Raw genomic sequence first — 14,714 nt, 5'->3', positions numbered from 1 at the left:
GCCGGTGTTTCAGTCCCGGTCACGCTCCAGCAACGGCTTGAGGTAATAGCCGGTGTGAGACTGCTTCATTTCCGCCACTTGCTCCGGCGTACCTACGGCGATGATCTGGCCGCCCTTGGAGCCGCCTTCCGGCCCGAGGTCTACCAGCCAGTCAGCCGTCTTGATCACATCCAGGTTGTGCTCGATGACCACAACGGTGTTGCCGTGGTCGCGAAGGCGATGCAATACATCGAGCAATTGCTGGATATCGGCGAAGTGCAGGCCTGTGGTCGGCTCGTCGAGGATATACAGGGTCTTGCCGGTATCGCGCTTGGACAATTCACGGGACAGCTTGACCCGCTGCGCCTCGCCGCCGGACAAGGTCGTCGCCGACTGCCCGAGCTTGATGTACGAAAGCCCTACATCCATCAATGTCTGGAGCTTGCGCGCCAATGCCGGTACTGCGTCGAAGAACGCTCGGGCCTCCTCGATTGTCATTTCGAGGGTTTCGTGGATGTTCTTGCCCTTGTACTTGATCTCCAGCGTTTCACGGTTATAGCGCTTGCTCTTGCACACATCGCACGGCACATAGATGTCGGGCAGGAAATGCATCTCCACCTTGATCAGACCATCGCCCTGGCAGGCCTCGCAGCGCCCGCCCTTGACGTTGAACGAGAAGCGGCCCGGGCCGTAGCCCCGCGAGCGTGATTCCGGTACGCCGGCGAACAGTTCGCGGATTGGCGTGAACAACCCGGTATAGGTCGCCGGGTTGGAGCGCGGCGTCCGGCCGATCGGGCTCTGGTCGATGTCGACAACTTTATCCAGATGCTCCAGGCCCTTGATGCTGTCGTGCGCGGCGGCTTCCAGGGTGGTGGCACCGTTCAGCGCGGTGGCACTGAGGGGAAACAGCGTGTTGTTGATCAGCGTCGACTTGCCGGAGCCGGAAACACCGGTAACGCAGGTCAGCAGGCCGATCGGGATTTCCAGATCGACGTTGCGCAGGTTGTTGCCGCGTGCGCCCTTGAGGGTCAACGACAGCTTTTTATTGCGTGGGGTACGCTTGGCCGGCACCTTGATCTTCACCCGGCCCGACAGGTATTTGCCGGTCAGCGAGTCGGGGTGCGCCATGACTTCGGCGGCGGTGCCCTGGGCGACGATGTGTCCGCCGTGCACCCCCGCGCCCGGGCCGATATCCACGACGTAATCGGCGAGGCGAATCGCGTCTTCATCGTGTTCGACCACGATCACCGTATTGCCGATGTCGCGCAGGTGTTTCAGCGTGCCGAGCAACCGGTCGTTGTCCCGCTGGTGCAAGCCAATGGACGGTTCGTCGAGGATGTACATGACACCCACGAGCCCGGCACCGATCTGGCTGGCCAGACGGATACGCTGGGCCTCACCGCCGGACAGGGTATCCGCGCTGCGGTCGAGAGTCAGGTAGTCCAGGCCGACGTTCACTAGGAACTGCAAGCGTTCGCGGATCTCCTTGAGGATCTTGTCGGCGATTTCGCCACGACGGCCGGTGAGCTTCAAGCCGCCGAAATAGTCAGTGGCATCGCCGATCGGCAGGCTGGTCACCGCCGGCAGGGTTTTCTCACCCACCCACACGTGCCGCGCCTCCCGGCGCAAACGGGTGCCGCGGCAGTCCGGGCAGGGCTGGGTGCTGAGGAACTTGGCGAGTTCTTCGCGCACGCTGGCCGATTCGGTCTCGCGGTAGCGCCGTTCCAGGTTGGGCACGATGCCTTCGAACGGGTGGGAGCGCTTGACGATATCACCACGGTCGTTCAGGTATTTGAAATCGACGTTCTGCGTGCCGCTGCCGTGCAGGATGAATTTCTGCTGGTCCGCGGGCAGCTCGTTGAATGGTTTGTCCAGGCTGAACTTGTAATGGGCCGCCAGCGACCCGAGCATCTGGAAGTAATAGACGTTGCGCCTGTCCCAGCCACGAATCGCGCCTTCGGCCAGGGTCAGCTCGCCGTTGACCAGCCGCTTGGTGTCGAAGAACTGCTTGACCCCCAGGCCGTCGCAGGTCGGGCAGGCGCCGGCCGGGTTGTTGAAGGAAAACAGCTTGGGTTCCAGTTCGCTGATGGCGTGGCCGCAGATCGGGCAGGCGAAGCGTGCCGAGAAGATAATCTCTTCACCGGGTTCGTTGTCCATCGGCGCCACCAGGGCGATGCCGTCGGCCAGCTTCAGCGCGGTCTCGAAGGATTCGGCCAGGCGCTGCTGCAGGTCGGCGCGGACCTTGAAGCGGTCTACCACCACATCGATCGAGTGCTTCTTCTGTTTATCCAGCTTCGGCAGCTCGTCGAGCTCGCAAAGCTTGCCGTTGACCCGGGCGCGTACGAAGCCCTGGGCGCGCAATTCTTCGAAGACCATCAAGTGTTCGCCCTTGCGCTCGCGAATCACCGGTGCGAGCAGCATCAGCTTGCTGCCTTCCGGCTGGGCGAGCACCAGGTCGACCATCTGGCTGACGGTCTGGGCTTCCAACGGGGTGTCGTGATCAGGGCAGCGGGGGATACCGACTCGCGCATACAGCAAGCGCAGGTAGTCGTAGATCTCGGTAATGGTGCCGACCGTCGACCGCGGGTTATGGGACGTCGACTTCTGTTCGATGGAGATCGCTGGCGACAGGCCTTCGATGGTATCGACGTCGGGTTTTTCCATCATCGACAGGAACTGCCGGGCGTAGGCCGACAGCGATTCGACATAGCGGCGCTGGCCTTCGGCGTACAAGGTGTCGAAGGCCAGGGATGATTTGCCGGATCCGGACAGGCCGGTGATGACGATCAGCTTGTCCCGAGGCAGGGTCAGGTCGATGTTCTTCAGGTTGTGGGTACGGGCCCCACGAATCAGGATCTTGTCCAAAGTGGCCTCGCTCGGCGGGCGTCGAAAACGTAGGAGTATACGGGCAAATACTGGATGGATGCACACTATTGCAAGCCATACATGAAGACTGCGCGGCAAACGGTCGCCATATACCCCCTCAATCGATGGGACTGGTAGAATCCCCGCCGGTTCACACGAGGTTTTTCCATGCAAGATCCCCACAGCGAACGCATGAGTAGCGGCGAGACCCGCGCGGCAGGCGGTCTGGCCCTGGTGTTCGCCTTCCGCATGCTCGGCATGTTCATGGTGTTGCCGGTACTGGCGACCTATGGCATGGACCTGGCGGGCGCGACCCCGGCCCTCATCGGGCTCGCAATCGGCGCCTACGGCCTGACCCAGGCGATTTTCCAGATTCCCTTCGGGATCATTTCCGACCGGATCGGCCGGCGCCCGGTGATTTACCTGGGGCTCATCGTGTTCGCCCTCGGCAGCGTGCTGGCGGCGAATGCCGATTCGATCTGGGGCGTGATCGCCGGACGGATCCTACAAGGAGCGGGCGCCATTTCCGCTGCCGTCATGGCGTTGCTGTCGGACCTGACCCGCGAGCAACATCGCACGAAAGCCATGGCGATGATCGGCATGACGATTGGTCTGTCGTTCGCCGTTGCCATGGTTGTAGGACCGTTGTTGACCCGTGCCTTTGGGTTGTCGGGGTTGTTCCTGGCGACCGGTGCCATGGCACTGGTGGGCATCCTCATCGTCGCGTTGATCGTGCCGCGCTCCACCGGGCCGTTGCAGCACCGTGAATCCGGGGTGGCCCGCCAGGCGCTGGTGCCGACGCTCAAGCATCCTGACCTGCTGCGCCTGGACCTGGGCATCTTCGTGCTGCATGCCATGTTGATGTCCAGCTTCGTGGCCTTGCCGCTGGCGCTGGTGGAAAAGGCCGGCCTGCCCAAGGAGCAGCACTGGTGGGTCTATCTGACGGCACTGGTCATTTCGTTCTTCGCCATGATTCCGTTCATTATCTATGGCGAGAAGCGACGCAAAATGAAACGAGTTTTGCTCGGCGCCGTCGTGACGCTCATGCTCACTGAGCTATTCTTCTGGCAGTTCGGCGACAGCCTGCGCGCCCTGGTGATTGGCACGGTGGTGTTCTTCACCGCGTTCAATCTGCTGGAAGCATCGTTGCCGTCGCTGATCAGCAAGGTGTCACCGGCGGGCGGCAAGGGCACGGCGATGGGGGTTTATTCCACCAGCCAGTTCCTCGGTTCGGCATTGGGCGGGATCCTCGGCGGCTGGCTGTTCCAGCATGGCGGTTTGTCGGTTGTGTTCCTGGGATGTGCCGCGCTGGCTGCACTTTGGCTGGTTTTTGCTGTTACCATGCGCGAACCTCCGTATGTGACGAGCCTGCGCTTGCCGTTGTCGCCCGAAGCCATCCGCGAAGCAGGCCTGGCCGAGCGCCTCAGGGCCGTCGTTGGAGTAACCGATGCAGTGGTGGTCGCCGACGAGGCGGCCGTTTATATCAAACTGGACACCGAATTATTGGATCGTGCGACGCTTGAGCGCCTGGTGAACAACCCGGCCCCGGCAGCGTGCGAAGCCTAGGAGAACGTTATGGCCCGTGGGGTTAACAAAGTCATATTGGTCGGTACTTGCGGCCAGGATCCAGAAGTTCGTTACCTGCCTAACGGCAACGCCGTGACCAACCTGAGCCTGGCGACCAGCGAACAATGGACCGACAAGCAGACCGGCCAGAAGGTCGAGAAGACCGAATGGCACCGCGTGTCGATGTTCGGCAAAGTGGCTGAGATTGCCGGCGAATACCTGCGCAAGGGTTCGCAGGTCTACATCGAAGGCAAGCTGCAGACCCGCGAGTGGGAAAAAGACGGCATCAAGCGTTACACCACCGAAATCGTGGTCGACATGCAAGGCACCATGCAGTTGCTCGGTGGCCGTCCGCAAGGCGACCAGCAGCAGGGCGGCAACAACTACCAGCAGTCGGCTCCACGCCAGCAAGCCCCTCGTCCGCAATCGGCGCCACAGCCACAGCGCGAGCGCCCAGCTCCGCAACAGGCCGCACCGCAACCGGCTCCGGATTTCGACAGCTTTGATGACGATATTCCGTTCTGATCCGCAGTGGTTTCATTCGATGAGTCTCCTCATCGAATGAAACCTGAAAGCTCGATAAAGCCCTCTTCGCTGCAAAGCCTGGAGGGTTTTTTTCGCTTTGCGTAAGCCAAGGTGTCCCAAGGATCAATCAAGTGAGATGAGCACGGATTGACGGGTTATGCCGCGAATGGATCAGTCATAAATAATCTTTTGATAGACCGGCGTTTGCTTGGCGCTGTGCTTGATGCGCCGCACCGAACTGCCGGTTATCAGGTGTCCACCGAGAAGAAGATTGCCACAAGGCGATCGCGGTTCGAAAAGCTGCTGTCTCAAGACCCTTATCGCTTCCGCGCCCAGTTCATCGCGGGGCACGTGAAGCGTGGTGAGCGGTATATCGTTGATGTCCGCCAGGTTGAACCCGTCCATGCTCATCACTGAAACATCCTGAGGAACCCTCAAGCCGGCATTCTGCAGCGCTTTAACCGCGCCGGCTGCCATGAAGTCGCCCCCGGCCAGGATGGCAGTCGGTCGGTCGTCGGGTGCGCAGTTTTCCAGGAAGGCCGCTACCCGCGCTTCAGATTCAGCACTGCCGAAACCCTCGGCAACCATCAGGTGTTTTGTTTCGATGAATTCGAGATTTTGCTCCTTCCATGCATCACGAATTCCACGTATCCGCAGATCCATCGTGTACCGCCTGAGACACTGGAGGGTCAGTACATTTCGGTGCCCCATCTGAAACAGATAATTTATCGAATAATGACCGATCAAGAAGTGGTCGGGCGATATCGAGGGCAAGCGCATGCTGCGATCAATGCAGTTGATCAGTACCGTCGGCTTGCTGAGGTCCGCCGCGAGTTGGTGTATGTGCGGATCATCAATACCAATCAGGATCGCCGCACCGGTGTCCTTCTGATTCATCTTCTGTAAAAACAGCAATGCGTCGCTATCAACCTCTTCAAGCTCGCAGTAGCGAACTCGAACATCATGTTGCGCGACCGCCTGTGTGATGCCCTGGATAACTTTGTAGTAGAAGATATCCGAGCGTACGTTGAAGGCCCGCGAGGGCGCGAAGATGGTAAGCCCGTTGAGCAGGAAGCGACCATTGGCGAGGCCTTCCATCACGCCCTGCTGACGAGCCGCCGCCAGCACTTTTTCTCTCGTGGCGGGGCGGGTGTTGGATTTGCCAGCAAGCACCCGCGACACCGTCGCGATGGACAGGCCCGTCTGTGCCGCAATTTCAGCAATGCGTAACTTTCCCACCGTGGCTTATCCATTGAGACAATTTATGTAAAAGCTTTCATAGCAGAAAAGGGCCATCAATCCTAGCGTGCTTGGGTTTCTGTCGAGTTGCGTCGGCGGTGGATGTAAATCTATACACGCCTGCTTCTGTACGGATCATGAGCAGTTGCCATAGCGTTCAAGCCTCAAATAAAAACAAAACGCCGGAAAATACGGCGACAGGCGAAGAATTGATGACTATCGATATCGAACGCAATGCTCGACTTTCGGCCAAGCTAAAATTCATCCCGCATCTGCGATGGTGGATGCTTTCCCTGTTTTTGCTCGGCGTCACCGTCAACTATATAACCCGCAATTCACTGGGTATCTTGGCGCCGGAACTGAAAACCACGTTCAGCATGTCGACGGAACAGTACTCGTGGGTCGTCGCCTCGTTTCAACTTGCCTACACAGTTTTCCAACCCGTCTGCGGCTGGCTGATCGATGCGATCGGGCTCAAGCTCGGCTTCGTCATATGCGCTGTCGTATGGTCAGTGATGTGCCTTCTTCATGCCGGGGCAGCGAGTTGGGTACATCTGGCGATTCTGCGTTTTTTCATGGGCGCTTCGGAGGCAGCGGCTACACCCGCCAATGCCAAGGCGATAGGGGACTGGTTTCCCAAAAAAGAACGCCCTATCGCTGCGGGATGGGCGGGGGTTGGTTTTTCTCTGGGGGCGATGCTCGCCCCTCCCATCATCTATCTGGCTCATGTAAGCCTGGGCTGGCAGGGCGCATTCCTGATTTCCGGCGGGATCGGCCTGATATGGGCCGCCGTCTGGGGATGGCTCTACCACGCTCCCACTATTCATCCGCGCTTATCGCCCGATGAGTTGAAGCATATCCAACAAGACGGCGAAAAAATCGGCCAGCAAATGCCTTTTTTCAAAGCGTTGAAAAAGATTGGTCGGGACAAGCGATTTTACGGTATCGCGCTTCCCGCCTTCATGGCAGAGCCGGCATGGGCAGTCATGAGTTTCTGGGTGCCGCTGTATCTGGCCAACGAAAGAGGAATGGACCTCAAGCAAATCGTACTGTTTGCCTGGGTTCCGTTTCTGGCGGCGGATCTGGGCAGTGTCGCCAGCGGTTACCTGTCACGCGCTTACCATCGATTTTTCAAATGCACCCGTGTGAACTCGATTGTCGCCAGTTCAATCACTGGCGCGTTCCTGATGTTTTCGTTAGCCGTGATGACCCAGGTGGAAGACCCCTATGTAGCGATTGCGCTTATTTCAGTCGGCGGTTTTGGCCACCAGATTATCTCCTGCATGTTAAGTGCACTGGTCGTCGAAACGTTTGATCGGGATGAGCTGGCGACTGTGAACGGAATGCGAGGCTCATGTGCCTGGATTGCCAGCTTCATTTTTTCGCTGATCATCGGTGTCAGCGTGGACAAGATAGGATTCAACCCATTGTTCATTGCGATGGGGCTCTTTGATTTTATAGGTGCGTTTTTCATGATTTTGTTTATCGCCGACAGAGCGTCCAAACCTGAAGCGGTGCGTGCCCAATGAAGTCACTTAAAGTCTGGGAATTACAGGCCCAGGAAAAAGGCTACATCGAGCTTCTGGTCGAGGGCCGACATCTCTTCAGGATTCATATCCTCGAAGACGGTTTGGCGCGTGTCCTGCTCATGCGTGCAGGCGCGTTGGCACTGGATCGGACCTGGAGCATCGCGCCCCGGGAGGATGTCGCCTGGGAGGGCCGGGCCCGCGAGTCGTTGGCGGATTTTTCTTTGCCCGCGTACCGGGTCGAAGAATTTCAGGACCGGTTGGTACTCACGACCAGAAAACTCCGCATCACGGTAAATCGTCCGCTGTGGTTGCAATGGGAATACCACGATGGCCAGGACTGGAGGCCGTTGGTTTCGGATCGGCCCACCGGTGCCTATTCGCTTGATGCTCATGGTGAAGGCCTGGAGCATTACCAGCTTCGCGCGCCGGAACATCGCTATTACGGGCTCGGCGAAAAGACCGGCGATTTGAATCGCGCCGGCAAACGCTTTGAAATGCGTAACCTGGATGCAATGGGATATGACGCTGCGAGCACTGACCCGCTGTACAAACATATCCCCTTTGTCATCACGCACCAGGAGCACGCCAGCTTCGGGATGTTCTATGACAACCTGAACACCAGCCTCTTTGATCTGGGGAACGAGCTGGATAATTATCACCGGCCCTACCGTCGGTACAAAGCGGATGCCGGTGACCTCGATTACTGGGTACTTGCAGGCCCGCGCATACTGGATGTGACGAAGGCTTTTGTTCGTCTGACCGGACGCACTCTGTTTCTGCCTAAATGGAGCCTGGGCTACAGCGGCTCGACGATGCACTACACCGATGCCGAAAATGCCCAGGAACAATTGCTGGATTTTCTTGATCTGTGCCGTCGGCACGATATCCCTTGTGACTCTTTTCAACTGTCATCCGGGTACACGTCCATTGGCGAAAAACGTTATGTTTTCAACTGGAACCGTGAAAAGGTCCCAGACCCCAAGGCGCTTGCCCAGGCCTACCGTGATGCCGGCGTCAGGCTGGTTGCCAACATCAAGCCTTGTCTCTTGCAGGACCATCCGCGCTACGCCGAGGTAGCCAGGCGAAAGATGTTCATCGGCGACTCTGAACACGACATGCCAGAGCGCTCTGTCTTCTGGGACGATGAGGGCTCTCATCTGGACTTCACCAACCCGGACGCTGTCAGCTGGTGGCAGTCGAATGTCACAACACAGCTGTTGGAGCTGGGTATTGAATGCACGTGGAACGATAACAATGAGTTCGAGGTGTGGGACGGTGAGGCACGCTGCCACGGCTTCGGGCGCGAAATAGCAATCAAACATATCCGGCCTGTCATGGCATTGCTGATGATGAGAGCGTCTTTAGAGGCACAACAGCGGTTTTCGCCATCGGAACGGCCCTATCTCATCTCACGCTCAGGTTGCGCCGGCATGCAGCGCTACGTTCAGACTTGGAGCGGTGATAACCGAACCAACTGGAAAACCCTCCGCTACAACACCCGCATGGGCCTGGGCATGAGCCTGTCGGGGTTGTACAACGTCGGGCACGATGTAGGTGGGTTCTCGGGTAACAAGCCGGATCCGGAGTTGTTTGTCCGTTGGGTCCAGAATGGCGTGATGCATCCGCGCTTCACCATTCACTCCTGGAACGACGATGGCACCGTCAATGAGCCATGGATGCACCCAACGGTCACCGATGCGGTCCGTGACGCCATCGGGCTCCGATACAGATTGATGCCTTACTTCTATACCTTGCTGTGGCAAGCCAGTAACGAAGATGAGCCCATCTTGCGACCTACGTTTCTTGACCACGAGCATGACCTTGAAACGTTCGAGGAAAACGACGAGTTCCTTCTTGGCCGAGATGTCCTCGTCGCCAGCGTGGTAGAGGAAGGCGCCCGCGAGCGCGAGGTGTGGTTACCCCTGAATGCGACGGGATGGTGCGACTGGCATACCGGTGACTGGTACGAAGGCGGTCAATCCGTTGTTCTGGATGCGCCTTTGGAACGTTTGCCCTTGTTGGTGCGAGGGGGCGCTGCGATACCGATCGGTGAATGCCACAAGCTTAACGATCCCTCTCTTGATCGGCGTCGCGAGCTGGTGATTTTTCCTGCGCCTTCAGGTGCCTCCAGCGGCGTGCTGTTTGAAGATGACGGCATCAGTCATGACTGGAAAAACGGCAACTGCGTTGTCATCAAATGGACCCTTGAATATGGCCTGGACTTCATTGATTTGACGATCGCTAAAACAGGGGACTTTTGTCCGGCGTGGGAGCAGCTTGAGGTGTCCTTGAAGATTACGGATGCGCGAGCCTTGAGAATCAATGGCCGTAGTGGGTGCGCTTTGAAGTTGGCGGATATTCCGGAGCATGGACAACTTCATTGATTCGCTGGCAGGTCTTGCCCTCCCGGTCCAGGAGGGCAAGTCCACCGGCTCACAAGTCCAGATTCAATAACTCCTGCATCCTCTCCCCAATCGACTGCGTCAACCATGTGGCATGGAACTCCATTTCCGCCACCGTGATGTCCACCCGAAACCGAAGCGAAATCGGCTTGCCATCGGCTCCGGTGTAGCCGACATCAAAGTGGTTCACATTGGCGAAAGTGCTCAAGGTGTAGGGCTTGATGTAATGGATGTCGCTATAGGGCACGCATTTCTCGGTGGTTTCCCGGGCAGGACGGCGCTGGGTGAAGGTGAGGCGTTGCTGGCGTTCGTCAAAACAGAAGCCAAGCACCTTGGGCCCGGAGACGAGCCAGTTGATCGTACAGACGGCCGCGAACGCACTGATGAACATGAGCGCGATAATCAGCGGTTCCATAATGATCTGCTGGTGAATCGGCGACAGGCCTTCGACCTTGAACAACATCAGGGTGAACACTGCCAGCCAGTAGGCAGGCAGGGCCAGCAAGATTGCCGCGACGTAGATCATGGTTCCGAGGAATCCCGGCCTGGATACGTCGCTTGCGCAATCCCACGTGGGCGGGTGCCGTGGCGCTGATGTAGCGGTCGGGAAGGGCGATTCGACCAGGCGCGGCGGGCGTCTGCGTTTCATGCGGCTGGCTCTTCGGAAAGATATCCGGCCATTCTCGTCGTAACCGCCCACACACGCCTAGTCATTTCCGCTTGCTGTTTTTGGCTACGCCTAGGCCTGGCCGCCGCTCAGGAATTGCTCGGTACTCACCACATTCGCATAGGCAAACCCCAGCGCCGACATGAACGCAGCGTGGACATGGGCCGCAGGGACGACGAGGCCGTTGAATTCCAGGTAGCGGCTGGCACAGGCATCATGCACCACCGTGACCTCATAGCCCATGTCAGCGGCAGCGCGGGTAATGCCGTCGATGCACATGTGGCTCATGCTGCCGACCACGACCAACCGTTCGATGCCGTGCTGTTCGAGGATCGCTTGCAGTTCGGTTTCGCGAAACGAATTGACGAAGTGCTTGAGCACGACCGGTTCATCGGCGCGGTTGAGTACCTTGGGATGCAACTGCGCACCTTCAGAGCCGGGCGTAAAAAATGGCGCTTCGTCGGAGGTGAATTCGTGACGGATGTGCACCACCTGGTTTCCGGCCTGGCGAAACGCCTCGATCAATCTGACGGCATTGTCGGCAGCGGCTTCGGCGCCGACCAAAGGCCATTTGCCTTCGGGGAAGTAGTCGTTCTGGATATCAACTACGATGAGCGCTTGCTTGGACATGGTACTTCCTCGGTTATCAACAGGGGGAAAGTCAGTATTGGTCCTGAACGGTGATGCGGGAATTGGCCGTAACGACAATAGGCGAGGGAAAACTGACAATGGCGCAGGAACAGGCATTCGTCGAACTCGGCGTGCTGATCTACCCCGGCGCGCAAATGGCCGCGGTGCATGGTTTGACCGATCTGTTTGCCGTGGCGGATGGCATTGCGGCGGAGCATGCCAGTGTGCAGCTGCCGCGGCTACGCGTGAGCCACTGGCAAACGGCGGGCGGAGAAATGCCGTCGCGGGTGTTTGCCAGTGATACCGGTCCGCACGCGCCACTGGTCGCCTTGTTGATCCCACCGTCCATTGCCGGCTTCAATGAAGCTGTCGCAACACAGACGCTGATGGATTGGCTCCGGGCGCAACACGCTAGCGGCACGGTACTGGGCGGGGTTTGCGTCGGCTCGATCCTGCTGGCCGAAAGCGGTTTGCTGGATGGGCGTAGTGCCACGACCCACTGGACCTCGGCCAAGACCTTTGCGGCACGTTATCCGAAGATCAAGCTCAACGCCGATAAACCCATTGTCGACGACGGCGACCTGATCACCACCGCCGGGCTCATGGCCTGGTCGGAGCTCGGGCTGCGGCTGGTGGACCGCTTGCTCGGCCCCGGCATCGCCACACGCACCGCGCAGTTTCTGGTGATCGAGCACAGCGACAGCGCGAGCCAGTGCGGCAGCAATTTCGCGCCGATCCTGGGTCACGGCGACGCAGCGATCCTGAAGGTCCAGCACTGGTTGCAACGCAGCGGCGCGGTGGATGTTTCCCTTGGCGCGATGGCCGAACAGGCCGGGCTGGAGGAACGCACGTTCCTGCGCCGGTTTCGCGCGGCTACCGGCCTCAAACCCACCGAATACTGTCAGCATCTGCGGGTCGGCAAGGCCCGGGAAATGCTGGAGTACACCAACGGTACCATCGACCACATTGCCTGGACCGTCGGTTATCAGGATCCGGGCGCCTTTCGAGCGACGTTCAAGAAAATCACCGGGCTGGCGCCGAGTGATTACCGGGCAAGGTTCGGGGTGAACCCGAGTGCTGCCAAAGGCTGACACGGAGCCTCTGTGGCGAGGGAGCTTGCTCCCGCTGGGGGTGAAGCCCCCGAATAATGTGCACCGCGGTTTGTCAGTTTAAAGTTGGGGCTGCTGCGCAGCCCAGCGGGAGCAAGCTCCCTCGCCACGGGAAAATGCTGGCTTGAGTTGTCATGCAAATTGCCGGACATCCGCTTCCCGTCGTGCAGAATGAAACAGGCCCGGTGCCACATTATCCGTTCATCCCCCCGATTCCTTGACCGTTCGTCCCCCGCCGTGCCGTTGGCCTGATCTCTGCAATCCTTATAGCTACGGCTATTTAGCGCAGTTGAAAGGACAACGCATGACCCAGATTCATCGTGACAAATGTGTAGTGGCCCACTCGGTCAATCCCCAGGCACCCCTGCATGAAGTCGAGACCAATCGGGCGCTGGCGCGCTGGCTGGCGAATATCCTTGGCCTGGAGTTCGGCGGCAGTTACGACAGCCAGCAACACGCCGGGCGGGATCTGTACCTGTTGCCTACGCAAACCCTGATCGGTCCCGAGGCTGCGTTGCGCCTGGGCGTCAAGGGACCGGACGATCTTTGGGGCGGTTACGTCGACCACGATTTCATCTGCACCAAGGCGATTGCCCATGGTCTGTTGAATAAGGATGCGGTCGCGCCGAAGGGCTGGTCACCGCTGTTCGCCAAGCTGACCCGGGGCGTTGTGCTCGACGGCATCAGCGTGTTTTCGCTCAAGGATGCGCGCCAGGCTGCCGAGCACTTGCTCTACGCCGGGCCGATTCGCTTCAAGCCAATCCATGCTTGCGCCGGACGTGGCCAGCGAGTCATCCGGAGCATCGGGCAATTCGATGAAATCGTCGCGGCTCCAGACGCCCAGGCATTGTTCAGCGAGGGAATCGTGCTGGAACAGAATCTCAGTGAGGTCAAGACCCAGAGCGTCGGCCAAAGCTTCATCAACGGCAAGGTCTTGAGCTACTGCGGCGTGCAGCACCTGACCCACGACAACGAAGGGGAAGAGGTCTACGGCGGCTCCGACCTGCTGGTGGCGCAAGGGGGCTACATCGAGCTTCTCGGCCTGGAATTGCCGGACGATGTGCGCGAAGCGGTCCGGCTGGCGCAGGTATTCGATGACGCCGCCAACCAGGCTTTCCCCACGTTCTTTGCTTCGCGGCGCAACTACGACATTGCCCAAGGGACGGATACCGGGGGCCAGCCTCGCGGTGGCGTGCTGGAGCAATCCTGGCGAATGGGCGGCGCCAGCAGCGCGGAACTGGCTGCCTTGCAGGTGTTCATCGAGGACCCATCGATCCGCGCGGTTCGGGTGTCCTCAGTCGAAACCTACACCGACCAACCGCTGCCGCCCGGCGCCACGGAGGTTTATCGCGGCGCTGCGGAAAATGGTGATTTCCTACTCAAATACGTAACGGTTCAATCCTATGACGGCTAGAAGCGAAACCATCCAGATTGCGATTGATGATGAACACATGAATGGAACCTTCCTCAGCCCCAAGTCGAAGGTTCCCGGTGTGTTGTTCGTACACGGTTGGGGCGGCAGCCAGGAGCGAGATCTAGAGCGGGCCAAAGGCATCGCCGGCCTGGGCTGCGTGTGCCTGACCTTTGACTTGCGCGGCCACACCGGTGGGGCCGGGATTCCGCTGTCGCGGGTCACGCGCGAGGACAACCTGCGGGACTTGCTGGCGGCCTACGACCGGTTGCTCGCCCATCCGGCCCTGGACACCTCGGCGATCGCGGTGGTCGGTACCAGCTACGGTGGTTACCTGGCCTCGATCCTTACCTCATTGCGACCGGTGCGCTGGCTGGCCCTGCGGGTGCCGGCGCTGTACCGCGACGAGCAATGGCACACGCCCAAGCGCGACCTCGACAAGGCTGACCTGCTCGATTACCGCAGCACCCTGGTGCACGCCGATACCAACCGGGCCTTGCACGCCTGCGCGCAATTCACCGGGGATGTGCTGCTGGTGGAGTCGGAGACGGACGATCATGTGCCCCACGCCACGATCATGAGCTACCGGGCCGCCTGCCAGCAGACTCACTCGTTGACTCATCGGATCATCGATGGCGCCGACCATTCCCTGAGTGACCCCGTGTCACAGCAGGCCTACACCTCGATCCTGGTGAGCTGGATCACGGAGATGGTGGTGGGCGAGCGGTTGAGCATCATTCAGGAGCGGTAGACAGCTGGTGTCCTGGCGGGCCTCTTCGCGAGCAGGCTCGC

The 14,714-nt window shown here is 59.3% G+C and carries 11 protein-coding genes; 7 read left to right on the top strand and 4 right to left on the bottom strand.

Translation table 11 applies throughout. The features are described 5' to 3' along the window. Window positions 1-9 precede the first annotated feature (9 nt). Window positions 10-2,844, bottom strand: a complete 2,835-nt coding sequence (uvrA, locus tag M1E16_RS24515) for an excinuclease ABC subunit UvrA (protein WP_458128604.1) — start codon at window positions 2,842-2,844, stop codon at window positions 10-12. A 168-nt stretch (window positions 2,845-3,012) separates the two neighbouring features. Here uvrA and M1E16_RS24510 point away from each other — a divergent pair, with 168 nt between their 5' ends. Both M1E16_RS24510 and M1E16_RS24505 read left to right on the top strand, forming a co-directional pair. After that, a complete protein-coding gene (locus M1E16_RS24510) occupies window positions 3,013-4,410 on the top strand; it encodes an MFS transporter (RefSeq protein ID WP_305498449.1) in 1,398 nt (465 codons plus the stop codon). Window positions 4,411-4,419: 9 nt separating this feature from the next. Beyond that, complete coding sequence (locus M1E16_RS24505) at window positions 4,420-4,935, top strand: single-stranded DNA-binding protein (protein ID WP_024778338.1); 516 nt, start codon at window positions 4,420-4,422, stop codon at window positions 4,933-4,935. 171 nt (window positions 4,936-5,106) lie between these two features. Here the strand turns inward: M1E16_RS24505 and M1E16_RS24500 are convergent, their stop codons facing one another. Beyond that, window positions 5,107-6,174 carry a LacI family DNA-binding transcriptional regulator gene (locus M1E16_RS24500; RefSeq protein WP_434655269.1) on the bottom strand — a complete coding sequence of 356 codons (1,068 nt, stop codon included), beginning with the start codon at window positions 6,172-6,174 and terminating at the stop codon, window positions 5,107-5,109. Window positions 6,175-6,386: 212 nt separating this feature from the next. Between M1E16_RS24500 and M1E16_RS24495 the strand changes: the two genes are divergently transcribed. Both M1E16_RS24495 and M1E16_RS24490 read left to right on the top strand, forming a co-directional pair. Next, window positions 6,387-7,703 carry an MFS transporter gene (locus M1E16_RS24495; protein ID WP_434601986.1) on the top strand — a complete coding sequence of 439 codons (1,317 nt, stop codon included), beginning with the start codon at window positions 6,387-6,389 and terminating at the stop codon, window positions 7,701-7,703. Then, a complete protein-coding gene (locus tag M1E16_RS24490) occupies window positions 7,700-10,087 on the top strand; it encodes a glycoside hydrolase family 31 protein (RefSeq protein ID WP_434698987.1) in 2,388 nt (795 codons plus the stop codon). Before M1E16_RS24495 ends, M1E16_RS24490 begins: the two co-directional genes overlap by 4 nt. Before the next feature lie 49 nt (window positions 10,088-10,136). On the opposite strand, the gene M1E16_RS24485 is transcribed toward M1E16_RS24490, so the two are convergent. Together M1E16_RS24485 and M1E16_RS24480 are read right to left on the bottom strand one after the other, a co-directional pair. Then, a complete protein-coding gene (locus M1E16_RS24485; RefSeq protein WP_458128603.1) occupies window positions 10,137-10,631 on the bottom strand; it encodes a hypothetical protein in 495 nt (164 codons plus the stop codon). Between the two features lie 213 nt (window positions 10,632-10,844). After that, window positions 10,845-11,402 (bottom strand): cysteine hydrolase family protein, encoded by a 558-nt coding sequence (locus M1E16_RS24480; RefSeq protein WP_458128602.1) that lies wholly within the window; start codon window positions 11,400-11,402, stop codon window positions 10,845-10,847. A 98-nt stretch (window positions 11,403-11,500) separates the two neighbouring features. Between M1E16_RS24480 and M1E16_RS24475 the strand changes: the two genes are divergently transcribed. From M1E16_RS24475 to M1E16_RS24465, 3 genes are all read left to right on the top strand, one after another. Further along, window positions 11,501-12,493, top strand: coding sequence for a GlxA family transcriptional regulator (locus M1E16_RS24475; RefSeq protein WP_458128601.1), 993 nt, complete (start codon window positions 11,501-11,503; stop codon window positions 12,491-12,493). Window positions 12,494-12,815: 322 nt separating this feature from the next. Beyond that, on the top strand, window positions 12,816-13,925 hold the full coding sequence (locus M1E16_RS24470; protein WP_458128600.1) for a DUF3182 family protein: 1,110 nt from the start codon (window positions 12,816-12,818) through the stop codon (window positions 13,923-13,925). Then, on the top strand, window positions 13,915-14,673 hold the full coding sequence (locus tag M1E16_RS24465; RefSeq protein ID WP_434571500.1) for an alpha/beta hydrolase family protein: 759 nt from the start codon (window positions 13,915-13,917) through the stop codon (window positions 14,671-14,673). Before M1E16_RS24470 ends, M1E16_RS24465 begins: the two co-directional genes overlap by 11 nt. Window positions 14,674-14,714 lie beyond the last annotated feature (41 nt).

Source organism: Pseudomonas sp. Z2-11 (assembly GCF_054161305.1).
Note: the sequence above shows the minus strand (reverse complement) of the source record. Positions and strands in the feature narration are given on the sequence as shown.